The 26,382-nt window shown below is 38.7% G+C and carries 23 protein-coding genes; 15 read left to right on the top strand and 8 right to left on the bottom strand.

The genetic code is table 11. The features are described 5' to 3' along the window. Positions 1–45 precede the first annotated feature (45 nt). Positions 46–549 (top strand): GNAT family N-acetyltransferase, encoded by a 504-nt coding sequence (locus tag BVC89_RS19160; RefSeq protein WP_245929149.1) that lies wholly within the window; start codon positions 46–48, stop codon positions 547–549. An 84-nt stretch (positions 550–633) separates the two neighbouring features. Here BVC89_RS19160 and BVC89_RS19155 read toward each other — a convergent pair whose 3' ends face one another. The 5 genes from BVC89_RS19155 to BVC89_RS19135 all read right to left on the bottom strand — a co-directional run bounded on the left by BVC89_RS19155 (position 634) and on the right by BVC89_RS19135 (position 5,507). Next, positions 634–1,323, bottom strand: coding sequence for a winged helix-turn-helix transcriptional regulator (locus BVC89_RS19155; RefSeq protein WP_086932739.1), 690 nt, complete (start codon positions 1,321–1,323; stop codon positions 634–636). Positions 1,324–1,483: 160 nt separating this feature from the next. Continuing rightward, on the bottom strand, positions 1,484–2,119 hold the full coding sequence (locus tag BVC89_RS19150) for an FMN-dependent NADH-azoreductase (protein ID WP_086932738.1): 636 nt from the start codon (positions 2,117–2,119) through the stop codon (positions 1,484–1,486). 26 nt (positions 2,120–2,145) lie between these two features. Continuing rightward, entirely contained in the window at positions 2,146–3,801 is a 1,656-nt protein-coding gene (locus BVC89_RS19145; RefSeq protein ID WP_086932737.1) for an aminotransferase class V-fold PLP-dependent enzyme, read from the bottom strand. A 71-nt stretch (positions 3,802–3,872) separates the two neighbouring features. Beyond that, the gene (locus BVC89_RS19140; protein WP_086932736.1) at positions 3,873–4,277 is read right to left on the bottom strand and encodes a helical membrane plugin domain-containing protein; all 405 of its coding nucleotides are present in this window, start codon (positions 4,275–4,277) and stop codon (positions 3,873–3,875) included. A gap of 24 nt (positions 4,278–4,301) precedes the next feature. Then, positions 4,302–5,507 carry an NAD(P)/FAD-dependent oxidoreductase gene (locus tag BVC89_RS19135; protein WP_086932735.1) on the bottom strand — a complete coding sequence of 402 codons (1,206 nt, stop codon included), beginning with the start codon at positions 5,505–5,507 and terminating at the stop codon, positions 4,302–4,304. A 393-nt stretch (positions 5,508–5,900) separates the two neighbouring features. On the opposite strand from BVC89_RS19135, the gene BVC89_RS29905 reads away from it, so the two are divergent. Continuing rightward, on the top strand, positions 5,901–6,062 hold the full coding sequence (locus tag BVC89_RS29905) for a hypothetical protein (RefSeq protein ID WP_158658034.1): 162 nt from the start codon (positions 5,901–5,903) through the stop codon (positions 6,060–6,062). A gap of 476 nt (positions 6,063–6,538) precedes the next feature. On the opposite strand, the gene BVC89_RS19130 is transcribed toward BVC89_RS29905, so the two are convergent. Beyond that, the gene (locus tag BVC89_RS19130) at positions 6,539–7,318 is read right to left on the bottom strand and encodes a DNA/RNA non-specific endonuclease (protein ID WP_086932734.1); all 780 of its coding nucleotides are present in this window, start codon (positions 7,316–7,318) and stop codon (positions 6,539–6,541) included. A gap of 1,635 nt (positions 7,319–8,953) precedes the next feature. On the opposite strand from BVC89_RS19130, the gene BVC89_RS19120 reads away from it, so the two are divergent. The 5 genes from BVC89_RS19120 (at position 8,954) to BVC89_RS19100 (ending at position 15,329) form a co-directional block, all read left to right on the top strand. Further along, complete coding sequence (locus BVC89_RS19120; protein WP_158658033.1) at positions 8,954–12,367, top strand: choice-of-anchor D domain-containing protein; 3,414 nt, start codon at positions 8,954–8,956, stop codon at positions 12,365–12,367. Positions 12,368–13,245: 878 nt separating this feature from the next. Further along, positions 13,246–13,605, top strand: a complete 360-nt coding sequence (locus tag BVC89_RS19115) for a hypothetical protein (RefSeq protein ID WP_086932731.1) — start codon at positions 13,246–13,248, stop codon at positions 13,603–13,605. Positions 13,606–13,625: 20 nt separating this feature from the next. Next, positions 13,626–14,381: a BLUF domain-containing protein gene (locus tag BVC89_RS19110; protein WP_086932730.1), complete on the top strand. Its 756-nt coding sequence runs from the start codon at positions 13,626–13,628 to the stop codon at positions 14,379–14,381. Positions 14,382–14,386: 5 nt separating this feature from the next. Further along, complete coding sequence (locus BVC89_RS19105; RefSeq protein WP_086932729.1) at positions 14,387–14,923, top strand: GTP-binding protein; 537 nt, start codon at positions 14,387–14,389, stop codon at positions 14,921–14,923. Positions 14,924–14,933: 10 nt separating this feature from the next. Further along, on the top strand, positions 14,934–15,329 hold the full coding sequence (locus BVC89_RS19100; protein ID WP_086932728.1) for a roadblock/LC7 domain-containing protein: 396 nt from the start codon (positions 14,934–14,936) through the stop codon (positions 15,327–15,329). Between the two features lie 310 nt (positions 15,330–15,639). On the opposite strand, the gene BVC89_RS19095 is transcribed toward BVC89_RS19100, so the two are convergent. Beyond that, entirely contained in the window at positions 15,640–16,125 is a 486-nt protein-coding gene (locus tag BVC89_RS19095) for a helix-turn-helix transcriptional regulator (protein ID WP_086932727.1), read from the bottom strand. 656 nt (positions 16,126–16,781) lie between these two features. On the opposite strand from BVC89_RS19095, the gene BVC89_RS19090 reads away from it, so the two are divergent. The 8 genes from BVC89_RS19090 (at position 16,782) to BVC89_RS19055 (ending at position 25,326) form a co-directional block, all read left to right on the top strand. Next, entirely contained in the window at positions 16,782–17,906 is a 1,125-nt protein-coding gene (locus tag BVC89_RS19090; RefSeq protein WP_086932726.1) for a hypothetical protein, read from the top strand. Next, positions 17,906–18,529: a hypothetical protein gene (locus tag BVC89_RS19085; protein ID WP_086932725.1), complete on the top strand. Its 624-nt coding sequence runs from the start codon at positions 17,906–17,908 to the stop codon at positions 18,527–18,529. Before BVC89_RS19090 ends, BVC89_RS19085 begins: the two co-directional genes overlap by 1 nt. 32 nt (positions 18,530–18,561) lie before the next feature. Then, positions 18,562–19,449, top strand: a complete 888-nt coding sequence (locus BVC89_RS19080; protein ID WP_086932724.1) for a lipase family protein — start codon at positions 18,562–18,564, stop codon at positions 19,447–19,449. Positions 19,450–19,550: 101 nt separating this feature from the next. After that, entirely contained in the window at positions 19,551–19,925 is a 375-nt protein-coding gene (locus BVC89_RS30195) for a transposase (RefSeq protein ID WP_086932723.1), read from the top strand. Positions 19,926–19,966: 41 nt separating this feature from the next. Next, positions 19,967–20,176, top strand: coding sequence for a hypothetical protein (locus BVC89_RS30190; protein ID WP_086932722.1), 210 nt, complete (start codon positions 19,967–19,969; stop codon positions 20,174–20,176). A 93-nt stretch (positions 20,177–20,269) separates the two neighbouring features. Then, positions 20,270–21,139: a 5'-methylthioadenosine/S-adenosylhomocysteine nucleosidase family protein gene (locus BVC89_RS19065; RefSeq protein ID WP_086932721.1), complete on the top strand. Its 870-nt coding sequence runs from the start codon at positions 20,270–20,272 to the stop codon at positions 21,137–21,139. A gap of 578 nt (positions 21,140–21,717) precedes the next feature. Next, positions 21,718–24,180 carry a TonB-dependent siderophore receptor gene (locus BVC89_RS19060; RefSeq protein WP_086932720.1) on the top strand — a complete coding sequence of 821 codons (2,463 nt, stop codon included), beginning with the start codon at positions 21,718–21,720 and terminating at the stop codon, positions 24,178–24,180. A 936-nt stretch (positions 24,181–25,116) separates the two neighbouring features. Beyond that, on the top strand, positions 25,117–25,326 hold the full coding sequence (locus BVC89_RS19055) for a DDE-type integrase/transposase/recombinase (RefSeq protein WP_086932719.1): 210 nt from the start codon (positions 25,117–25,119) through the stop codon (positions 25,324–25,326). 345 nt (positions 25,327–25,671) lie between these two features. Here the strand turns inward: BVC89_RS19055 and BVC89_RS29890 are convergent, their stop codons facing one another. Continuing rightward, on the bottom strand, positions 25,672–25,884 hold the full coding sequence (locus BVC89_RS29890) for a hypothetical protein (protein WP_158658032.1): 213 nt from the start codon (positions 25,882–25,884) through the stop codon (positions 25,672–25,674). Positions 25,885–26,382 lie beyond the last annotated feature (498 nt).

Genomic DNA, 26,382 nt, shown 5'->3' with positions numbered 1-26,382 from the left:
CCGAACGTTTGTTATGTGTTATAACGATACTGTGGAGAGAGAGTTTTGCAAGAAGTCATTACCTACTACCTTGAAATGAAAGATAAGAATGAGTTAAGTAGTGTCGAGGTATCCAATGGCCTGTCAGTGGTTGAAGCAGAAATTGATAACTTCAAGTTAAATAGATTCCTCTACCAATATGTTGGCGAACCGTGGGGCTGGGTCGATAAACTTAGTTTATCTGATGAGCAATGGCGAGAATATGTTGAGACACCAAACCTTAGGACATGGGTAGCATATTACAAAGGCTCTATTGCTGGCTATTTTGAGCTGTCAATGTCGGATAAGGCTGATGTAGAAATTGCGTATTTTGGTTTGGCTGAAAATTTTATAGGCAAAGGCTTTGGTGGTTATTTGTTATCTCAGGCAATACAACAAGCATGGAATATGGAGAATGTGAAGCGCGTATGGGTTCATACTTGCACATTGGATCACCCAAGTGCATTAAAAAATTATCAGGCAAGAGGCTTCAAGATCTACAAACAAGAGTCGAGCACAATGAGTGTTTAGTCATGCGCCTTATTAAACAACGTGAATGCTTTCACGTTTGTTAGCTTCTCCATTCTTTGTTAGTTTCGAGAAAATAACAATAATTTACTTATTAGCCGCGCTAATGCCAGCATAAAGTGAAAGCCCAATCCAATCGGGCATCGTTGTAATTAATGAACGCGTGCCATGTGCTTGTATACTATTATCACGTATACATTTTTCAATACCTTTATCTCCCTGCCATACTTCAATCATAGTTCTAACATCAGTTACAATATATAAAGCGACATCTTTTCCTGGGTCTTCAGTGCATAGATCAACATCGTCACCGGTTATCCATACCCACCATTTTTTATATTGTAATAGATTCTCATCTGTAAAATTAAAAAGGATAACTGTTTCGCCACCAGGAAGTTTATCTGTTTGTAGCCTTCGTTGTATCTCCCGCATAAGTAATTCCACATCCAGTTCATCATCACTCATTTGTCCTCGAGCCCAACGCATACCCCAAATCGCAACATGTTCTAGTAAAGGTTTTAATTCTTTACCTGCAGGTGTTAGAAAATATTCATAGCCACGCTGGCCCGATATTTTTTTTCTGACAAGAACACCGTTCTCTTCCAAAGTTTTTAAACGTTTTGTAAGCAGGGTAGGAGATATTCTTGATATACCTCGTTGTAGGTCGCTAAAACGCGAGCTTCCCATAAGGAGTTCGCGTAAGATGAGTATGGTCCATTTTTCAAATAATATTTCAGCCGCTTTCGAAACGGGGCAAAACTGACCACAGGTTGTCATTTTAATTCTCGGTTATATAAAGTTTTTGAAATTATATACTATAGGCCTGCCTTTGTCGGTTAAGTTAGCCTTTAGCTGAAAAAAGTAATTATAAAACACGAAAAATATAGTTACAGATATCAATTTTTGGCATAGCAATAACACGTTGTTTATAATTGTATTAAGGTGTTGTTTCTATAAACCCTAAAATGCTGTGTATTCTCTCAGGCACTAAGGCTTTTGTTTGTTCAGCTGCTTCTGGTGCAAATGCCGCTCCCTCTATATAAACAGTCTCAATGTGAGGAATCCCAATGAAAGTTAAAACTGCTTCAAGATAAGGTTTAAGGAAGTCTATTTGAGCCATTTGTCCATCAATATAGCCGGCAGCACCATAAGATAATGCAAGATAAGCGTGTTTTGTCTTTACCAATCCGCTGAAACCTTCCTGTGGATGGTAAGAGAAGGTATAGCCTGCACGTATTATATGATCTATATAAGCTTTTAGTGTAGATGGTACACCAAAATTATACATAGGGGATGAAATTAATATTTCATCGGCAGTAAGAAACTCTTGTACTAATTGATCTGATAACGTAACTGCTTCTTGTAAAACATCATCTCTTTCTTCTGGTGGCGTAACAAATGCAGCAGTAGTATCCGCATCAAGATGAGGCAATGTGATTTTAGCAAGGTCTCGATTTATAATTTCTCCACCGGGGTATTTTCGCTTCCAAACATCGATAAACTGATTGGCAATTGTGCGGGAGGAAGAACCTTCCATTCGTGGGCTTACATCAATTCTTAATAAGCGTGGCATTCGGACTTTCCTTTAAAAAATTTACGTTATTGGTGGTGAATAGCTATCTGTTTGCTTACGCTAGTTTTAATTTTATTCGTGACTGCAACCATACCATCTATTCTTGAGTCACTGACATAACGTTTTAAACCGATGCTATTAAAATAGCGAACAGCGTTAAATCTTGTTATTTCATCTAAGGGTATACTTTCGATAGCCTCACATAATATTGCTAGTAAACCTCTTACCATTTGGCTTGGTGAATCTGCAAAAATAGTTAATCGATTATCTTCAATTTTGGTATTAAGCCAGACTTGGCTTTCACACCCAATCACTTCATAATCAGCAGTTTTATATTGGCAAGATAAAGGTTTTAAATGTTTTCCTGCCCACTTAATATAACGATATCTTTGATCCCAATTGGACAAATTTTTGATTGCAAAAGCCAGAGTGGGTATTTTACTTATATTTAAGTCATTATTTCTTGATGCGTCTTTACTTTGCTGAGAAGCTACGAGCTCTTTAATAGCATGAACAAACAATATAATATCACGTTCAGTGTTATAGCAAGCAAGGCTTGCACGAATACTACCATCTAGGTTTAAACATGCCATCAATGGCATTGCGCAGTGATGCCCCACTCTTACAGCAATACCTTTTCTATCAAAAAAACTGGCAACATCTTTGTTGTCAAAATTTTTTATAGTAAATGATACAATAGGTACACTGTTTTTCTGCTCACCTATAATAGTAACTTCCGGTAACTTAAGTAATTCTGAGATTAATCTCTTGTAGAGACGATTTTCTATCTCGTTGATTAGTGTTCTATGACGCTCGACAAATTCAATTGCGCTATTTAATCCTATAACCGACATTATATTGGGTGTGCCGGCTTCATACTTATATGGCAATGGTTGAAATGTTGCACTGTGTAGATTGACTTTCTTTACCATTTCTCCACCCGTATGGTAGACAGGCAGTTGATTTAAATATTCGCTTTTTCCATAAAGTACACCGATACCTGTTGGGCCGTAGAGTTTATGGCCGCTAAATACATAAAAATCACAATCTAATGCTTGAACATCGATATTAAGATGCGACGTTGCCTGACAACCGTCTATAATAGCGGTAACGCCATGCTCTTTCGCCTTAGTGATTAAAGCTTCAATAGGATTAATATTGCCAAGGGCGTTAGATGCGTGAGAAATAGATAGAATAGCTGTTTGTTCTCCAATTCTACTTAGAGCTTCGTCTAATTTAATATTACCATTACTGTCTATGGGTAAAAATTCTAACGGGTATATTGACGATAGTTGTTGCCAAGGTACTAGATTGGAATGGTGTTCTAATGGTGAGAGTAAAATATGTTGACCTTTTTTAAACCCGATAGGGTTTAAAATATGAGCCAACAGATTGAAAGCTGATGTAGCTCCGGCGGTCCAGATAATCTCATTTTTATTTCGTGCATTGATAAATCGCCGAACGCTTTCTCGACTTTGTTCAAATGCTTCTGTGGCATATCGGGCTAGCTGGTAACTTGCTCTGTGCACATTGGCATTACCTGTGACAAGGTGTTCATTGATGGCATCGATAACACCTTTGGGCTTTTGGCTAGTACTAGCGCTATCCAGGTAGATAAGTTTATCTTTGTATGCACTTGACTGAAATACGGGGAAGTGTTTTCGTAAGCTGTTTTCATTCATGAGAAAAGCATCAACAGTTAAGTGGTCTTTGTTAAAAGCATCTAAAAAATTTTATTACTACGTTGTGACTGCTATTTAAGTTGCTGACCCATAATCTTCATCGTTGTTACCAAAAAATCTATACTGCGCCTTACATCTTCATCTTTAAAAGACTTAAATAGTTGAATAAAGCCCGGCACTGTTTTTTTATTTTCGACTTTTACTTTTGCCATACGTAGACTATTTTGTGCTATCCATATAGCACTTACAGCCTCTTCCATAGAGTGTGACATTTTTTCTGCCACTTCTGTGTCAATAAATTCAATTTGATCTGAGATGAGGGAGATTAAGTCAATGATATTATTAAATCGGCCTGCTTGAATAAGTGGAATTATTTTCTCACTTAATTCAGACAAGCTTTCAGCTGTCATAGGATCTTGATACAGTTTATTAGAGAGCGAAAACTGCTCTTCTGTTGCTTGCATTGTTGTTTTCATCGTTCGTCCTCTTTAAAAAGTGATTTATACCATACCTCGAGCTACTGCCCAGTAAATGCCTCGGTTAAAAGATTTTCTAAAAAGACTGCCTAATTTTGTCGCGGGCACCGGAGTAACATCCTGTTCATAGTCATACCATAAGGGCATACCAGCATTTAGACCCATTTGTGCTACTGCTTGTACTCTGCCATCGTAAGCCATTGATGTGTAACCACGTCTGATCTCAGATGCAATATTTTCTGCAATTACAGGAGATTGATTGTGGCAACTGCCCCCAGCTTTACTTATGGGTAAATCCACTGTATCACCCATAACATAAACATTATTTATATTAGGCACACCTTGAAGCTTCAAGGTTGCTCTATCTGTAGGAAGCCAGCCTTCATTGTTAGCGGCTTTAGAGGCACCACTATTTAACACAGCGTCTACAGCACGAATAGGTGGTGTTGCCATAAGAATATCGAAAGATTCTGACTGACCCTCTTTTGAGTAGGCGATTTTCCCTTCAGGGTCTACCTTATCCAGCGTAAAATTTCGCGAATAATTAATATTCATACTCTCAAATAGATTAGGCAACACACTGCAGGTCGGTTTTTGTAAAAACAAACAGTTTTTTATCGTTTGTGCTACAGTAGGGTAGGTATACATAATTTCTACCTTATCTCTAACACCCCTTTGAGTTAAATATTCATGTAACATGAGTGTCGTTTCAACAGGAGCAATGCCGCATTGATGAGGAACATTCGGCGTTTCTGGAAAGTTAACCGTAATTAAAATTCGACCTTCTTTAATATTACGCAATTTCACCCCAAGTTTTTGTGCAGGTTCAGTTTGATAAAAGTGGTCTCCTGCTTGTTTTAAACCTTCGATTCTTTCAGGGGAGGGGATACAACCGGTAGAAATTAATAAATAGTCATAATTGTATTTTTTCCCACTCTTACATGCCACATAACAACCTTGAAAGTTAAATTCTATCACTTCCTCAACCTGGAAATTTATTTCCGGCCTAAGTAAACTGCGCTGCTTGCGTCTTAGTTCGTGAGGATAAAAACTATTAAACGCCACATACATATTGGCAGGCTTATACTCATGGGTTTCTGAATTAGATAGCATCATCACTTCAAGTTCGTTCCGGCATATTTCAGGATAAAGCTTATTAACTAAATTATTAGCCGTCATCGTACCGCCAACTCCACCGCCTATAACGAGGACACGTTTCTTACTCTTCATAGCAAAACCTCAAAGTTCACAAGGAATAACGCTCTTGTAAGTTTAGGATCAATAAAATAAATATCTGTCATTTGTAACAAGTATCTCAGGAAACACTATAAACTCAACTGCATTAAGTGTAGTAAATCACTACAGATTATGTAGTTAGCAAATTGTGCCAAAATGTGGAAGGTTATGATTAGCTTTATCAATTAACTGCTTATAAAAATTGTTACTGTAATATATGTATTGATATGCGATGCTTCTTGATCGTATCAGAGAGCTTGCAGCACAGTATCCGAACTGTGGTTATCTCACGGTATGAATATGGTAGCCCACTACATTTTCTATTAAATACTGCTTGATTTTTTCTGTTATCTGAGCAATGGCCCTATTGATTACTGGAGCACCTTTATGGAGATTTCTATTTGCGCCAATGCCCGCCACCGTGGGGTTTCGGATACTGCGGTAGGCAAAACCATAAAAACATATCGTATTACAAAGGAATATGATGGTTCTATTGATGTGGAAAAAGCATATAGGGAATGGAATATGAATACTAATGCTACTCTTTAAATATTTGATAATATGTTTGTAAATAAATAGTTGTTGTCACGTAAAAAATTAAAGATTGATAAGTATAGACTGATTTCACGAACCTAGTTATGTTAATTGATATCCGAATTATTAAGTAAACAAAAAACACTAATTGAGCTATTGTTTCAGTTTAATGTTACTTTCATGAAGGCAAACATTTGTAATGTTGCTCGAGTAATGTCATTGGTTTCCGTTTCCATTATTGGTATTCTTTGGCTAATAATAACTATTGAACAAAGATAGGTGAGCTAAAACGAGGTAAGGAGCCACCAAACAAGTGATGAGTTGGGCTAATGATTGTTTTTTCGTCGTTTGTGTGGCTTCTGAGTTTTTACAACAAAGCTAGCCCGGTTTGTAAATGAGCGATTTCTTGCTAAAGCTCATACATCAATTTTTCATGAGCTTTATCTTTTTATTTTGTTGAAATCTTGTAGTTACGAATTTCTAAAATAGTGTTAGCATCCTAAAGCCGAGCCAATACCACCAAGCCTTGACTCTACTGCTCTTTCTTTTCCGAACGAAAAATTGGGGAATATATTTAAACCTGTACGTCGTTCTATTTCATCGATTGTTGTTTCTTTTGTGCAAAAATTGTCTCTACGATCACTGTCTTGCTCCATAATAAATGCTGAAGCTCGCACAAAACCAGAAGTACTTATTGTTGCTACTACTTTAAAAAAACCAGAAGGAACAGTGTGGCGTTCATCTGCGTTTGGTAATGATGCAAAGAAAAATTCATAAAGTGGTCCAGTAATTACGTAGACTTCATTTCCTGCTCGAGCGTGATTTCTTACTGCGGTTTCTAATCGAACCCACGGGCCTTGATTTAACTCAGAACTTTGAGGTGTAATATTCGATAAGAAGTTAGTATCGTTCCAATAAGGTGTATTACTAAATGAAGCGAGCGGTACTTGATGTCCTCTATCTGTACCCAAAAGAGCATGAGCATCTCGATAGTCACTGGTTTCTAAAGTGAAACGAGAGGCTATCGCAGGATCAGACCTAAAGTTTCTTGAACGACTAGGACCGTCAATTGTGACAGGAGTTACTCGATATGCTACCCAATCTGCGAATTTTGTCGTTCTGTTGTTACTCAAAGTATATATATTCCGCTCTATTTCTTGATTGCTATTTGGTGCACCTGTTGGACATCCATAACGCCCACATGAATCATTAGCGAAAGTAAAATTCGATGTGATAAAAAGTGTTAAGCAAAAGAAATATTTTAATCTCATTATCATTATCCATCCAAGTTAATTTTTTAAAGAAAAAACGTATCGAAAATTTTTAATATTTGTCGTCTTAAATTATGGTGACGTATATTTTTTTACTTGTCTATAGCTGTTTTGTATAGACCAAAAAATCAAATTCTTTCGAAGCGCTTTCAAATTTATTGCATGTTGAAGCCCCCAAAAAATTGGGGGCTGTTTATGATGGCGCAGAAATTAATAAAGCCTCAGTCGGAAACTTTTGGGATTAAATATTAAAGAGAAATAATTTTATAGTTTTTTGCGCTCGCAGAAAATAAATATACTAAAATCAAGAAAAATAGCACTTGCTTGTAATGCAAAATGATGTGGTAGAGTTGTCTGGTTTATTTAGATTTATAATCGATGTTTAGTTCGAGAAGATAGACAAAGAAGAGAAAATGTTAAATGATATAATTTAAGTTAGCTGAGTTTGGGTTGCTATTGGGAAAAAATTATATCGACCTAGAATTAGTAAACATATTATATATCACTCCATGGATGCTGGGTTGTTGTGTAAAATAGAGTCAAGATGAAGAAGTCGTTCAAAGGTTTGTATTTAATAGTAAGTTAACCCTTGCAAACTTATATTATTAAGTTGGAAAGCCCTAAGTAATATATTATTCATTCCGTTTTTAGAGATAAATATAGCTTTATACCAACCTTTTTAAAAAAATCTAAAATAATGACTGCAGTATTTGTTTCTAGTATTCTGAATTTTATAATGCTGCGGTGTTTATGTAGCTCATTTAATTTTGATGTTGTTAAGTGCTTACTCTTCTTTGTGCCATATATTTTACTGTATTTATATAGCTTCTCTTTTTTTAGTATTTTACTTTGCTTTTTCTTTGGTTGTATTAAAAGCTACTTCGATATATATCTTGGTTTAATATTTGTGCTTAATTGCATTCTATTTTCTTCCTTATTAGAAGCGTAGTATGGTTCTTAAAGTTCGTTAAAACCCTTCCGGTCTTTCATACTCATATCAGTCGTTACTTTATTTTATATGTCGGTAAGATTGATTTAAATTAAGTTTAAATGATGTGATGAAATTATTGATAGCTATAAAGAATAGTATTTACTTCGATAATATTCAGATAAACGAGTTATATAGAAATACTGTTTCACGTAGTGATATTGTTTTTATTAGTAAGCAACTGAGTGTATTTAATACATATATTGTTCTCATAAAACAGCAACTTCTAGGATTACTCGTCGAACTTTAGCATGACAATGAGATAAAACTCTCAAAACACTTCATAGGTTCTAAGAAAAGTTGTACGTATGGTTTGAAAAGTATGACTTTAAATGTAGGATTTCACTGCATGCAGAAAATATCGTGAGCTTGCATCAAGCAAAAGTTTGCGCAGTGTCATAAGGTATTTCGAGTTTCCTGCTTTCCGCATTACGATGAGATGTATGGATGTTTTTACTTTAGCGTATCTTTTTGTGTGAATACAGAAGTACATGCATAAAGTGTTTTCTTATCTTTATCAAAGTATTAATAAAACCGATATATTTTAAAAAGGGTCGAGACTGTTTATGGGCTCCCAGCCAATTCTTATATTAATTATCTTTATATTTTTTTCACTGTTGACAGGGTGTAATGAGGAAACATCAGACATGCTCAGTCCGCAGATATCTAGTAGAGTCGCTAGTAATTCTGATAGTGACAATAATTTCGACACTATAGATGTTGAAGGTGCAGTGATACCTGATCCGGAGCCGATGCCCCTTCCATTGATCGATCCTGAATTGATATCAATTTCAATTTCTGATGCAGTGGATAATACAGTAGACCCCAACAATACGCAGCGACTTTCTGAATTAGTTGATGGACTAGAAGAAACTACAGCGGCGCAACAGGTGAAAAAAGTCGTGTTAGAGTTGGCAATGGAGCGGGCTAATTATGCTGTGGAGGCAGGGCATGAGCAAGCTGCTACCGAGATGTATTTAGATGTGGCTAACGCTATTTATCAATCCGCAATCGATTTTACCCATCCTAACCCTGAAGCTTCTCACCTATCCGGTTTTGGTAAGCTTCGCTCACCGAATAATAATCCCTATTTAGATGATATGGTTCATGGCGCTGAGCGTGCGCTTGCTAATGAAGATGTAGAGTTTGGCAGGGTCACTTTAGATGATCCTGTTATCGACTCATCTAGAAGCCATTATTCGAGAACAGTAGCATCGCTATCAAGACGATATTTCTGGTTATTTGCCCACTCGCAAAGCCCCATGCGCCACAATCCTGAGTTAATTAAAAGAGCTCTGAGGCGCATGCACACTTTTGCTGACTTAATAACGATTAATTATTACGAGCCTGTGTCTGAACATAATCAATGGAGAGATCAATTTGCTTATGAATACGCTTTCTCTGCGTTTTATGAGATTGCTGAGTTATATCCTGGTCTATTGTTGCCGAGTCAGAAACGAACTTGGGATAACATGATGCAGTTAGTGCGTCCTAGAGGTGGAGTGAATTCTTGGAGAGCTCCTTGGAATTATAATATAGAGACCGCTTTTATGGTCGGTAATCTTAACATCGGCCTTTATCTAAATGATCATAGTATTGTTGATCGAATATTAACACGTATTGATCGTGTTATTCGCATGCAGCGCCCGGATGGTGCAATGCCCTATCACGGTGACGATCGCCCCTCCGTCAACTACCACAATGTTGTGTCTTCTCAATGGATGCAAATTTATGAGCAAACGGGTTATCAACCACTTAGAGAGGCGCTTGAAAAAAGTCAGTGGAAAGGCCCTACCACAGGTCGTACCGAAGAGTGGTGGAGTTCACCTTTTGACAAAGCATTTCGCTGGAATATACAGAAAGGAGTTGAGGCTGGTACCGAGTCGGTGGCCAGCTTGAGTCAAAACCCTTATGTACGTGGTCAGCTCGACCGTAACCGAGAGCTTACAGGAGGAGTCTCCGGTAGGCCTAATGGTATCGATGCCGCTGTTTGGTACGACCCAGCTATTCCTTCGCTACCGCTACCTGAAAATTATACCATTCCAGATCGTAATATTGGTGGTGCACGATCTTGGTACGGAGATTTCACTCATTCAGGCTCGTTTAGGCCTTGGAAGGAGGGCTATACAACATTGGTTGGTGCAATGACCGTTGATCCCGGCGATGGTCAACTTAATTCCATTCTCGCTGAAGTCACGCCAAAGGTGCTAATCACAGCGGAGGACGAAGGGGATAATCACCGATTTGCGAGGCTTACCGATAAAGAAGTCACAGCGAGTACTATATCGAGGGATTACAGTATCAGTACCGCTGTTCATGGGCTTAAACAATCAAGAGGGGCCTATGCTGGTCCTCGCTCTGACTGGAATAGTCGACAATTGTGGCTAGGTCTCCCAGATAGAATGTTGGGGCTTGTTTCTACTACACCTAGGGTCGAAAACCCTAAAGGTAGGGCGGTGCAAGGTGTGCTTCGACTAATTTCGGGCGGAAGTACGGGGGCTAAAGTACTAAAAAAACTGGAGAAGGTTAGCAGTAGTCATTATCGCTACGGACAGTTGGACATCATTATTCACGATCACAATTATAGTAGTATCAGCGGTGTGCTGCTGCCTTATCGTGTAAGCAAATTTCCTGCGACAGAGCTCACTTTTAGCGACCGTGACAGTGAGCCCGTTGCGCCAGAGAATACAGGTTCTGAAAAAACCTATCCTAGTAATGTCGAGTATCGTTTTGTGGTTGAAGTGCGTCCTACCTGGGTAGAGGATGAATTTACCCAGATTGATGTCCTGGGTGATCGCCAACTCCTCGGTTTACAGGTTGAGGGGCGGACGCGTTCGTTCCAAATATGGCTGAATGCCGACGAAAATGATCGCACTGTGAACATCACCCGAAATCAACTGCCGAGTGGTCGTGACTCATTTGTGATATCCGATGGCCTATTTGGTAGACCTGAATTTCACACGTCTGTACCGAGACAAGCTGAGCTTGCGCCGGGTCAGCATGCTTTTGTGATTATCAGTGACCGCTCGGCAGATCATGATAATGGCTGGGCGTCTTTCTCCGATCTGGTCGGCCATCCAGATATGCAGGTCACGGGTGATGTTAACTTCGGTCACGTGACTCTCGGTAGCGCAGAACAACGTACCTTTACCATTACTAATGTCAATCAAACGCCGCTGCAGCTGAGTGGCTCACCTCTCATTGAAATAGATGGTGATAGTGCTTTTTCTGTAGTTGATAACGTCAGCCAAACAACATTGGTAGGTGGCGATAACACTACATTTACAGTGCGTTTCGCCCCAAGCTCTGATAAAAAGCACCGGGCAACGGTGAGAATACGCAATAACACGACCAATAGCAGTTACGAGATGTTCCTTCAGGGTGAAGGTGGCAATGTGGTGGAATTAGTTGGCAATAGCCCCTTCGGAACCTCATGGAATAACCCCGATATTTGGGAAGACGGCCAGGCAGCGAGAGCAGGCAAGGTTTACGCGGTGTCTCGTCTCACAAGAGGAGGGAGTATTTTGAGGACGCCAACCAATGATAAGCCCATTTTCCCTGGAGACTATTTAAAAATCATCGATGGCGGAACTCTTCTTTTAAAAGCAAAGGATAATGCAGAGTTTGATATTAAACGAACTATCTTTGATGGCGGAAGCTTAGTGTTTGGTAGTGGTGCCCGTACTTATTTATGGAAGGGCGGAGTTTGGGTTGAGGACGATGGCATGACGATAAGCGGTAGTGGTGTGCTCAACTTTACAGGTTCCTTAATAGGTAGTGGGCCCATTTATGCTTTTGGCATAGAGGTTCATTTTGCCAGCGGTGACTGGAATGGATTTTTACAGGTGGGAAGAAGCACCACCGCGAGTTTCGGTTTTGATATTATTGATGGCGAGAAGCTTAGTGTGAGTTCTCAAGGAACCTTTGATTTGAACGGGCGTAGTCACCAATTTCGTCATGTTATTGTCGATGGTGTTGCTCTTGCTCCAGGCACATATACTGCGCGAGATTTGGGGGAAGGTTTTTCTGGCAGTGGGAGAATCTCTGTTGGGTTTAATTAAGCTTCGAAAATAGACCGAACATTTCGCCACGACCCTCTTGATCAAGATATTATTTAAATATTTAATATCCTGATGAAGAGGTATTCTCGACATCAATCGCGTTCGGTTAAGTATATTATCGGGAGTTTTTATTGAATAATACGAGAGATATTCTCTATTACTCAATAAACCCAATTTCCTTTTTATTTGTATTTAAATAAAAAGTGATTTTATTGGGCTTCGAATAAAAGTTAGCAAGCAATATTAATCTTTATCTGCTGAATTTTATTATTCATGTTTTTTTATTAACTTTTCCCTTAATTATGATGATGAGAAAATGGGTAGTGACCTGATGAGGAATTTTTTGACAGGCCTTGATTCAAATGCACGGGTAATATCAATCAGGAGCATATGCGCTGAGAGTTTTCTCATAACTCATCATTTGTTTGGTTATGAAAACCTTCAGCATCAATACTAAACTTTATAAAGTGTAGGTTAATCGGTATTAACTCCATCACATACATTCCTCTTTAGTTTTCATATTTTATTCTCATAAATAGACTGTTTGCCATAATGTTAGGAACGCTATTATTTTCTCAAAGCCGGTGGTGATTAGTTTGGAGCATATTACAATGCGCTATTCCTCAGTAAGTTCGTCGTTTGAGTGCCTAAGCTTGCTAGTGATTACTCGCATATTTGCTTGTATTTCCAGAAAATTATGATTATTCAGTATGTAGCGATATGTTTCATAAGGTGTTTCTTCTTTTGATAGTGGTTTTAGCTTTCTAATAATATTTAATTATGAGTGATTAAATAAAAAATATTTATTTAATCATCTTTACAAATAATATCTTTACAAAGTAGGATGGCACCTAAAGGAAAATTAAGGGCGGATTAATATGCTTAATATAAATGATAGTCTAAATGAGCTTCTTTCAATCGATGGTGCGATGGGGGCGTGTGTTGTCGACTATACATCGGGTATGTCATTAGGAGCTTTGGGCAGCGGTGTGGACTTAGAATTAGCGGCAGCAGGTAACTCTGAAGTTGTTAAAGCCAAAATGAAAACTATGAAGTCACTCGGTATCGAAGGCAGTATCGATGATATTCTTATTACACTTGATGAACAATTTCATATCATTCGTCCAGCTGCGAAGCATGAAGGTATATTCATTTATCTTGTTCTTGATAAAGTTAAATCTAATCTTGCTCTGGCTCGTCATAAGGTTAAATCGATCGAGGAAACTATGACGATATAGTTGCAAGCTAGACTCCTATCATGAGTCCTATCAATACAGAACAAGCTATGAAATGTATCATGTATATCAGTCGCGTTGTTAGTACAAGCAACGGTGCCGCTGTACCTGAAGGGCTCTCAGATATTTATATGAGCGCTCGCAAGTTTAATGCGCGTTTTGATGTTACGGGGGTTTTAGCATTTAAAAATAGTTTTTACCTTCAAATTATAGAAGGGGGTAACAACGAAGTTAACCAGCTCTATCGTAATATTCAGGCCGATAAACGTCACAGTGATATCCATACGCTAATTGATATGGATATTTCGCAAAGGTCTTTTGCGAAAAAAAGCATGCGTTTAGTGACGCTTGTACAAAAAGATAAAGAGATTGAAAGGTTTATTACTAAGTATTCGAGTGTTATTTCTAAATTCTCTAACCAACAACTCTCCTTACTTAATACCTTTTACGATTTGTCTCTTCCCCATCAAAAATTCTCTAAAAGCCCATACCATGGTAAGCATATAACGCTCATATCCTGGCCGGATTTCAATCATGTTGAACAATCTCCTTGTGTTATGGAGTTGAGTGCTCGTTTGACCAGCGGTTCTTATGCCTATGATGATATTATACTTAGTGGTGAATTCGGCGATAAAAACAAGCTTGATGGCATTTTAGAGCAGTTCGATACATTGGATATTTTGCGTGTGAGTAGTATTGTAAATAAGCAAAACTACAGACACTCAAATACTTCAGATAGCTTTTACTCAAAGATGAAAAATTTTTTGCGGCTTGGATAAGATGAATGAATTATAAAAAGCTGGCAATTGTAGGAGAAATTGGTGCAGGTAAAACGGAGCTTATTAATACTCTCAGTGAAATTAGCCCCCTTCAAACAGAAGCTGAGTCTAGTATTGATATTGGCAAACAATTTACGACAATTGGTATTGATTACGGTCGCATTACCTTGGGGGATGATACCGCCTTAGGTTTGTATGGGGTTCCTGGCCAAGAACGTTATTCTTTCCTTTGGGAGTTTGTTAATACATCACTATGGGGAATCTTGTTTCTTATCAAATTCGGCGAATCACCAAATTATAATAATCTAGATAAACTATTGTCATTTTTCTGTCCTCATAAAATGAAAACGGCATGTGTTGTCGGTATTACTCACTGTGAAAATGCAGATAAAGGAGACTTGGTTGCCCTGGGAGTCGAGATTCGCTCTATGCTAGACCATCACCATATAGTTGCTCCTATTATAAATATTGATGCAAGAAACAAAACATCAGCCATGAGCCTCTTACACTCTTTTAATGCAATAAATAAATATTCTAGTTAATTACTTTACCATGAAGACCAAAATTACAATAAAGCCTGAATTACTTGATTGTATAAAAAAATTAGCTGCTAGCCACAGTGAAATTCAATTAATTAGTTTGTGCACTGTGGACGGTTTTAGCATCAAGACTTTTGCAGCCAAAACGCTTGATATTGAATCAGATAAAGTTGCAGCTATTGCTAGCTCTTTATGTTCTTTGAGCAATGCTTCTGCTAAAAAAATTATTAAGCAAGAATTTCAAATGACAACGGTAGAAACCGCTGGTGGTCATATTCTGCTTATCAACACACGTTATTTACATTTATCTTGTGTTCTGATGGTCGCGGCTCAATCTGATATGATGCTAGCCACAGCACGATTTGCTATCAAACGTTTATCTGAAGAGATCTTAGCCATAAGACCCTAAGTTAATATTGTGGTGTTTTACTTGCTCAACACAACGTACCTTGACTGACACTTGGTAGTGGTGCATGACAATAGTGAGTTGAAATTTATTGGCTTTAGTTGGGTCGCCAAAGAAAAGCAGTGGTGTAAATACTAAAAGATTGTGCTGTTTACGAAATATAAGATTTATATCGCAGTAAATTACGCTCTACAGTGTAGATGCTTTTTAAAGAGCCGATTTAACAATCTTCAGCTCTTTAGAAGAGAACTCAATTTGCTGGCTGTATATAAGGAGATTAGATATCTCTTGATTTACTTCGGCAAAGCTATATTTACATGTTATTTTTTTTTCTTACAGCTTCTTTTTTCAATCGCTTCAAGGCCGTTGGCGATATCCCTAGCCATCGTTTGAATGCACTTAATAAGCCCGTCCTATTAGAAAAACCGAGAGCATAGCTAATATCGTTAACGGTTAAATGTTGTTCTAGGAGGTAGTGTACCGCGTAGTATCGTCGTACCTCATCATATAATGCACTAAAACTTGCCTTTTGTCCTTTGAGCCTGCGTTGTAATGTGCGCTTAGTTGTTCCTATATCTTGGGCTACATCATGTATCGTCCACTTTCTGTATTCAGGGTTTAGAATACGTCGTGTAATGGCGTCGATGACACGCTTCTTGAGGCCATAATGCCTAGGTAGTTTCGCTTTTTCTCTAAAGCTCTCGTATAGGAAAATAACATCTTCATCAGATACTCGGTCAAAACTGTCCTTACTAGAATGGAGGGGGCTGTCAATAATAGTCACTTGATAACAACTCATGATACATCGTGGTTATTCTTAATGGTTTAGCTGTTTATATAGAGCCGACATGACTCTATATAAACGGTAAATCCATTGTAGACTAAAGTTGAAGATGAATGTAATAAGAAAAGGTGTTCATTAAAAGAAAGGATAGGTGTTCTGGTAAACTTGGTAAAATTTAACAAGTAGTTTAAATTATGCTGAGCTTTAAAAAAAATGGCTCAATCTTTATTGAATTATATGAAAAAGATGTTGCGGTGTATATTTATTACAACAATTATGATCAGTTATATGTTTTAAATAATACTATATTTTAGACTAAATATGAATTATCCGGTCCAATAGTGTTGTGACTGACTTTGCAAGAATACAGTCATCAAAAGATTGCTAGGCAGATGCATATTGTTTACAATTGATCCGCCACTTCTTATTTTTGTTCTTGCAAATGCGCTCGAAAGCGCAACGTATTAAAATATTGGGTTGTTAAAGAAATGCCTGTTTGTGATAGGCCTTCTGGGTGATTTTAGTCAACTCCTTACTCTAGCTCAGCTTTTCATAACAGTTCTATTTTGGGTAGAGTTAAACAGGCGAAAAATTTTTTAGATTTCGCATATTTGCTATGCTATATCTTTTCTTAAGATTTTTTTGTTAACTGCAATATACGTACAGTATTAATGACTTTAAAAAATATTTTTATTTACGGTGCTGTCTTTATTTTCTTCGCCGTTGTAGGTTCGTTTTCAGACTCTCTCTTCAATACAAGCGAAGAAACTGAGATCAGAAAGAAAAAAATAACGGAAAACCATATTGGTAGAGTGATTGAACAAAAAGAAAATACCGATATGTCTATGATTTTTGTAAACAAAAGCCAGCCTCCAGAGCTTGATGAGCCAGCAGAAAAAATTATTTCTGAAATTTTTTATGCACTCTCATCACAGGATTATTTATATGATAACGAAACTAAAATATCTCTTCTCGCAAAGGTGGCAAGCTTTGATACTGTTTTACCTTTAAAGTGGCTGAGAGAAAATGACTTAAATAGCCAGTATTTTGCCTATAACTATCAGGTTTTTAGCTCTATATTATTTGAAGAAGATAGTAGGCTCGCCGGAGAAGAAGTATTACAATTGCCTGAGGGAGTAGTACAAGAACAATTGGCATTGGAGCATTTGTATCGTCTTGCCAGCGCTAAAAAACTTAGTGAAGCAGAAGAGTGGAAAAAAACTATCAATCCTAGTTCTCGCACAAGTACTGTTATCGGTGAAGAGCTTATTAACCAGATTGCGATGAGTGATTATAAGGCTTATGAACATTTTGTTCAGGCAAATGCTAGTGACTACTCTTCAGATGAATTAATGTATAGTGCTAGGCTTGCAGGAAACTCCATACTAATACCCGGCTCAGAAGAAGAGCGGCGAGATATGTTGAACCGGATAATTGAAAAAGATGGCCTGCTGGCCCCAGGAATTGTCTCCGGCTATATTAGCAATGCTGCAGCTCAATATCCTAATGAGGTGCAAAGCTGGATAAATACAATACCTCACGGAAAAATAAGAGAAGAGTCGATTCTGTCCTTCGCTAATTTTGTTGCGAGTGAAGATACTCTTGTTTTTTTAGATTCAATTCCAAATAGCATAAAAAAAACTAATCTCATTGAGTTGACAGTAAGGAAGTTAATGTTTATGGACGAAAACGCTCATGATCCAACATTTTTTTTAGATTCAATGCAGTCAATAAGTACAGAAACTCGTAATGATATTTTAAAAAATTTGGCACCAAAAGATCTGCGAGGGCAGTAATGAATAAGGTTGTTTTTTTAAGAATTTTTGCATTCGCCATCAGTGGGGTATTCGTAGGGGCATTCTACAGTAATTATAATATAGGTAGGAATGATTCACTCCCCTTAATTGAGCAACCAGCTAATTCACGAAGCAGCAAGATAATTTCGCCTGAAATACCTTCTGCTAAACACATAGCACAATTGGAAATGATAAACGACAATGACTTTGAGGAGAACAGTAAATATAGTGAAATTATTCAAAAGATAGAAAATTACCACCTTGGCGAGATTGGCATCGATAGTATATCTCCTGAAAAGGGTAGGGGCAGCAAGTTATACACTCATTCAATGGTTCTTTTCGAAGAGTTATTTTCAGAAGTTGAAAACTTAGTATTGGCCATTGAAAGTAACACAAGCGACTGTACTTATATAAAAGAAGAATGGATTTTAGGACTAGCACAAATAGGTGCTAACTTCGATACAATCGTTGAAAACCAATCAGATTTTGAAAATAGTAATGAGCCTCTTCATGAGAAACTTAGTGCCATAGCAGCATTAAATGAGTCTATGATCATTAAGTTAAACGGATTTACAGATAGAGTATTACCCGTTTTTGAACGGTGCCAACAAAATGAAAACTAGAAGTGTGTATTAACTAATATGGAATCAACCCAATGATAAGAAAAGTGCGAAATTATGCAAAACATAAACGACTAGCCTTTATTGCTTTATTTTTGATGTCAGTAATCCCATTCAAGTCGTATGCGAACCTAACGGATAGGCATGCAGCTCTAATCGAAATGGCGAAAACAGCTTCATACATGGCTTATAAAATACCGAGCAATTCTCATTACCATCTTAGTACGTCTGTAAATGGCGCTGTATGTAAAGCGTACCGCCTTGATATTCAAAATAACCACTATGCTGTTGCATATAGAGCAAGGTGTTATGCTGGAAATAAAGAATCTGTTCCTGCAGATATCGTTGCTTTTCGGGGAAGTAAAAACTTAGATGAGCTATCTGGTCAGTTTATAAGTGCATTAACGTCAACGGCTACAGGCGGCAGCACATTTACTAATGGTTTTCATACTCTAGATTTTAATGTTAAGAGATGGAACACCGTTAGAGGTTTCGCTAGCTACTGGGGAGCTCGCTTTTTTTCAGGCGGAGATACCCCCTTCAGAAACGTTATTTTGACAGGACATAGCTTAGGCGGTGCTTTATCGCATTTAGCTTATAGTTCGATTATTGCCAGAGTGCGAGCTCAACATGCAATCAGTTTCAACAGTCCAAGGGTATTTGCTAAGTCAAATGAGCGAGACGCTTATAGAACAATCCAAAATCCATCTTCTGGCTCTTTTTTGATGGAGGTCAGATACGATGTAATACAGAGCTTTCCAACTCATTTTAAACCTTTTGCATTACCAAATAATCGTAGATATGAAGTACCTGCTCAGCTAGTTGGAAGGCATCATAAGTTAGCAAACTATGGTGATAGTGATTACGAAAAGGCGTCATCTTTATTCAGTTATAATTTTAGACCGTTAAGTTGGCCTCTGTAGTCAACTACGTCACTATTAACGAAAAGCAGATAGTGTTTTCTCTCTAACTGTAGTGGCCTAAAAAAATCGTACGAAAAGTTACGTGTTAAAATTACGTAAAAATGAGAAGACGACTTATTAGAAAAAGCCCCCATCACACAGCTCAATTTAAATTAGATGCTGTTAGCTTTGTGTTGGATCAAGATTATAGTACGAAACGAGCCGCCGAATCGCTTGATATTCGTCCCGATACATTGAGAGAGTGGATCAGACACGTAAAGCGAGAGCGCACGGGTCAAACACCAGCGCAGGGTAATGCACCGACATCTGACCCACAACGTATTCAAGAGCTAGAAGCCAAGACAAAGCGAATTGAACGGGAGAAAGACATCCTAAAAAAGGCTACGACGCTCTTAATGTCCGAATTCTGGAGTGATAGAGATGCAAACTTTGTTAGCTCTAGTATGGAAGATACTGCAATATACCAATCTTTTTAACCTGTTTAGATAAAGCAGGAAAAGTAGATAAAACACGTTTTATGCTGCATAGAACCGCTAGTAGTTACAGCATGCAACCTAATGGCTTGAATGCTGCTAAAAACTTAGAGTTAGAAAATGGTGAAAACGGCTATGCAGGTATGACATCAGCGTTAGTGAGTGCTTATTTTGTGGGTATTATTGTCGTTAATGATATAGTAGCAAATTGGGAAAAGTATAAAGACGCTTACCCTTATCAAGTTAAAAACTAATTTTTTATTAACTGAGCCTAAATACACTGACTAAAGGTTTAATGCAACTTAAACCGTTTAGATCATTTCCTGCATAGATTAAAAGGATTACACATGACTAAACTATTTACTCAAGCAATCATATTGTTTTCGATAATTATTATTCACTTGCATGTGAATGCATCAACAATGAAGAGTGTCATCACTGAAAGCCCTATGTCGTCCCCAAAGCAACCGATTTTAATTGAAGCTCCAATGCCAATTGAAGCTGAATACTTAGCGAGTAAATTAAAAAATATTCAAATAGAGCATTCTGGTTATTTTACTTTCTATATTGGAACGTTAAATAATTACCCTGTGATTGTTGCACAAACAGGTAAAGGCTTAGAGAACACAGCAGCAGCCACAGCAATTGCTATTGAAAAATATCGCCCTATTGCCATTGTTAATCAAGGAACCTCTGGTGGTCATGATCCTTCTCTAGCTGTTGGGGATATTGTATTAGGTGAGAGAACTGTCAATATTGGCAATTTTAAAACGCCACATAAAAAAAAGAACGAAGGGTCAGCTCCTCTAAGTTGGATCCCAATGGATATCATGGCGTCAAAAGGTAGTGCAGGTGAATCTTCAGATGCTGAAAAAATACGATTCTATGAAGGAAGTCCTATGCTATTAACTTCAGCTATGGCAGTTAAAAATTTATATACCAGAGGAAAAGTTGTTAAAGGCACTATAGGCTCAGCTAATTTTTGGAATAATGAGATTGATAGGATCTCATGGTTTCACCAATACTTTGGAACCAGCGTTGAGGAGATGGAAGGGGCTGCCGCTGCAATGATTGCCAACGAGTATAACATTCCAATGCTAGGTATACGTGTGCTATCAAATAATCTTACTAATGACGGGAAATACGATCCTTCAACCGCAAAAGATTGTCAGTTATATGTTTTAGAGGTAGTAAAACACTATATAAAAACCTTATAAAGCTTAAAAAAGTATTATGAATATTTTATACAAAGTTGAAGACAAACCATCTGTTGGTGCATCCATTTTATTAGCTGCACAACATTTAATTGTATAAGAGATAGGGGGTTAATCCTTCCTATACTCGAACAACCTGCTCACTTTTTACGAGCTACATCACATGCTGATAAAAATCGCGATTCATAAAAATTGCTCAAACTTCAGTGCACCAAAATCTCACACTAATCACCTTAATGCATCAATTTCGTGAACTTTATCGTTAAAAACAACTTAAACCACACAAAAGTTAGATATTACCGACACTATTAATGTGAGGTTGATGCTTCACTTTTTGTTTTCTGACCATGCAGACAGGTATGTGGCATTATTTATGCAGTTTATTAATCGAATAGCTGGTTGATACTCTGAGCCTTAAATCTAATCGATTCAAGTGTCATGTAGTGCCAGTATTTTTTATTAAAATCGCCCAAATAAACATACCAAAACGAAGTGGCGAAATACGCAACTTATCGAATAAGCAGATGAACCTAAATCAATAGGGTTGGCTTAATAGATTATTAACGCCTTTAGGGGGAAACATGAAAAAAGCATCCTTTAACCCATTGCCACTTGCAGCGGCTATCGCACTCGCTACTGCCGGAGCAATGACTTCCGTCACCATTCAGGCACAAACAGTCAATGACGGAATTGAAGAAGTAATTGTTGAAGGTTCTCTGGGAAGCTTACCCGGTGAGGACGTTGAAATTTTTGGATTTGGTAAATCTCTGCTAGAAACTCCCCGATCGGCCTCTACAATCAGTTCTGAACAGCTAGAACGGTTCAATGTTGTAGACATCGATGAATTAGTCGCTTTCGCACCAGGCACGTTTACGCAATCCTTCTTCGGTGTTGCAGGATCATTGGACGTTCGTGGTACTCCCGGAGAAACTTATTTCCGAGGTGTAAAACGTCTGGATAACCCAGGTAACTATCCCACCCCAATTGGTGCGTCAGATCGTATCGATATCGTTCGCGGCCCTGCATCACCTATTTTTGGTCCAGCTAAAATAGGTGGTTATCTCAACTTTAACCCAAAATCTTCACGCGCTGACGACGGAAAATATCTCACTGAGCACGAAGGTGGCATTAGTTACACAACCGGCAGTTGGGATAAAAAAGTCTTTACCGCTGAAGTAGGGGGCCCGCTTTCAGATAAACTCGGTTATTACCTGTACGGCGAGATCGAAGATTCAGGCAGCTACTACGACAACACAGGAACCGAACAAACTATTCTTCAAGCCTCTTTTGATATAGACGTAAACGATAAATTACGTTTGCAATGGGGCGGTATGTACCATGACTTTGAAGGTAACCAAGTTGCCGGTTGGAACCGCCTGACGCAAGATTTAATTGACAATGGAACCTATATTACTGGTTCTCCAACGCCATTAGATACCGATGGCGATGGCAGCATTTCTCACCAAGAATACTTTGCAGCACCGGTAAGTCAGTTCTTCTTTGGCCAAGATTCAATTACTGCAGATGCCTTGAATCCAGAACTAGCGCTACAGAACGTTGGCACCGCGCAATTGGATGGCAGCAATGTACTTGTCGCTGAGGACGATACTTTAGAAAATGAAGCCATCACATTATATTTCGATGTTGTCTACCAAGCTGACAATGGTTGGGAAATTAAAAACCAACTGTTCTTCGATAGCTACGATAACCTAAACGAAAATGCTTACGGGTTCTCTCAATTCCACGATTCTTTCGTTATTGAAGACAAATTAGTATTTTCCAAAGCATTTGAGACGGATTCTTTAACAACATCCTTACAAATATCTCCGTCCATTCGATACACCGATTTTGAGCACGGCGATGATTTCACTAATGAATTCTTTGACCGCCGCGATTTAACAGGTCCATCTACTGCTTTAGATCGACGTTTATTAGCGACTAGAATTGATGATGATTACACCGAATACTATGAGGGTAATTATATTGATTACGGCTTAGCTGTATTAGCTGACTTTACTTTTGATTCCGGATTAAGCGCTGTCTTAGGTGCACGCTATGATTATATAGATATAGAAAGTAGTACTCCGGTCGATCTTCTTTTATTAAACAATGCAACCTCCGGTTTCGGTACTGTTTCTCCTGACGGACAGTTTTTAATTAGCCCGTTTGCCGCAGATCCGTTGAACCCTACTGCAGACGATATTACAGCACCAGTGAGTGCAGAGAATGAAGAAGATGCTGTTTCTTGGAACTTCAGCTTAAGCTACAACTCGCCGATTGGCTTAATACCGTACGTCACTTTTTCTGAGCAAACGACCGTTATTGCAGGCCAAGGCGCAGAAATTAATACTGCAAACGTCGCGAGCGGCGCCTCGGTTGATTCATCTACACTCGAAGAATTTGGTTTAAAAGGCAGCTTCTTAGACGACAGCCTTTACTTTGCCGTGGCTTATTACGAGCAAGAACGTACTGACTTTAATGCGCAAGCCATTGTTACCAACTCTGCCGATTTAACCGAAGGCGTTGAAGCAGAAATTCGCTGGGTTGTGAATGAAAGTCTGGTATTAACTGCAGGCTACACCCGAGTTGAAGTAACCAACTTGGATGCTGAAGATAATGGAAATGGCCGCTTTAGTTTCTTTGGTGCGGAAGATTTACCTGAGGGTATTGATCCATCACTTATTTTTGGCGGTGTCGTAAACGGTATTTCATTCTCTCCTAATGCACGTAAAGCAGGTATTCCTGAAAATGTATACACCCTTACAGGTACCTACGACTTCGGAAATGGTTTTGCTGTTAATACCAGTATTATCCGAGCAGATGAAACTTTCTCTGGCTTCTCGCAAGCAGTAGAACTACCAGCATATACTTTGGTTAATGCCGGTGTATTCTACGAAACAGATAAATTTACCTTTAGTCTGACTGGGAAAAACTTAACGGATGAAGAATATTTCCGTGCAAACTTCCCGAACTTATTCGGCAGTCAAATTGTGCTTCCAGAACTTCCACGCCACTTCCAAGCAAGCGTGGGCTATAAGTTCTAATTATTTTTTGACTCAAAAGTTTTGTAAACGTTAAGTGTTCAGAGAACTCTGGTTTTTCCAGGGCTCTCTGAACCGCTCTATATAGAGTTACATTTCACTGACTCTAGAAATATGAACTTAAATCGCCATAACCATTAGAATTGATTTAGCCTTTGTATTTAAAATATTTTTGCGAAAATTATTTGACCACTCCTACTGCAATATTAAGATTTAAACGCTTACCAATACGTGAGTAAAAACCGTCTACTTCGAAAAATAACTAAGCAGTCTTGCAGGATTTATCAAAAGATAGGTTTAGCTAATCAATAAAGATCGACCTGCCCGATGAATAAAGTCTTTTTTATTTTAAACACACAGTCATCATTTAGTATTTTGATACAGAATTTGTTAAAGTGGGATTAATGCAAATGTTTAATATTAGTTAAATGACCGGAAAATTCTGATTCAAAGAAGCTTAATAATAGTCAATTTTCTAATGATGAGCGAGAAATACTGATTGTATTAACTGACAAACTCCCCTGTATTCTTCTAATACGTATAGAAAGTAATTTTATAAAAATCGAAAGATAATTTAGTTTCTATAGCATGAATAGAAATTCAAATTTCGGAGACTTCAATAATTAATGTGTGTTGAAAGCCCCCCATGTAATGATCCAATGATGTGGCGGCCTAAAAAGTTCATGGGAAAAGTTACGTGTTAAAGTAACGTAAAAGTGAGAATACGACTTGTGAGAAAAAGACCCCATCACACACTTCAATTCAAATTAGATGCTGTTAGCCTTGTGTTGGATTAAGATTATAGTACGAAACAAACCGCCGAATCGCTTAATATTCGTCTCGATACGTTGAGAGAGTGGATCAGACAAGTGAAGCGAGAACGCCCGGTCAAACGCCTGCAACCGAGAAAGAGGCGTTTTAAGCTCGCGTCTACTCCATGTGTCTACTCCAAGTGTTATTGCCGATCACGAATTGAATAAGCAATTTGCGGTGCTCCACCCAAATCGCCTCTGGTGTGGTGATACCACCTATATCTGTTCAGGACAGCAATGGCTGTATTTAGCCGCAGTCATGGATCTTTATAAACGTCGTAGCGTGGGCTGGGCATGTGCTGACCAGCCTAATACGATGTTAACCATTCGTGCATGACGCATGGCATATGAAGCAAGAGGGTGTCCGAAAGACGTATTGTTCCAATCTGACCAAGGTTGCCAATATAGCAGTCGCACATTCGTTCAACAATTACAGGACTGCGGTTTAAAACAGAGTATGAGCCGTCGAGGAAAGTGTTGGAACCATGCACTAAAGCATCAACCTTAGGTATAAATCTCTAACTTTGTCATTTAAAGCAACATAGTTTAAAAAGTGTTGTGTTAGGATTCGCGTCATAAGTAGCTGTTTCGTTATAAAAATAAACAGCACCTGGATATTTTGTTATTTGGCCATGATGTCAGTGGCCAGTAGCTTTATGGAACCGACAGGACATGGGTCATTTTATGGATTTCTACCGTATTTTTTCCTTGTTTCGTTTACTTTTTTCAGCCGTTTGTCACTTTCACAACACTCATCGTGCGGCGTTGGCTTATGCATTGCTGGCGTTGGGTAGTATTGGGTCACCGTCGGTGTGGGCGCAGTGTCAGCAACCGTTAAAAGCGCCGGTCGATGCAGTGTCGTCATTTGAGGTGAGCGACAACCTGTTTCGGCCACAGGCTAAATCCCAGGGTCAATTGAATCGCGATTGCTCCGGGCCGCGTTTGCCGCCAGAAGAACCGAGTCGCCCCACGATTTCCCCGACCGTGAGTGAAAACGGCCACTATACGGTGAGGTGGAATACTTTTTCGACGAGCGTGCGCAGCACGTTACGAGAGAACGGTCGTGTGGTTCTCAATGCTAGTGCGGCTAAGCAATTTACGGTACGTGACAAGCCCAATGGCGTCTATCGCTATGATGCGCGTGTGTGTTTTATTAACGGGGGATGCAGTGGTTATTCTCCGGCTGGGAGTGTGACAGTGGTGATTCCCCCAGGGACACCGGCCTCGTTAAGTGCGCCGTCGGTGCATGGGGAGCCGAGTCTAACGGTGCGCTGGGGGGCGTCGTCGGGTGTGGTGAGTGCGTATGAGTATCAGTACAAAACCACGAGCACACACGTCTGGTCGAGTCAGCGCTTAGCGTCTTCGGTGCGTGAGGCACGCATTAACGTGAGTC

The sequence above is a fragment of the Agarilytica rhodophyticola genome, from assembly GCF_002157225.2.
In the GTDB taxonomy this organism is placed as follows: Bacteria; Pseudomonadota; Gammaproteobacteria; order Pseudomonadales; family Cellvibrionaceae; genus Agarilytica; species Agarilytica rhodophyticola.
The sequence above is the reverse complement of the archived record's forward strand: the minus strand, read 5'-3'. Positions and strand labels throughout refer to the sequence as shown.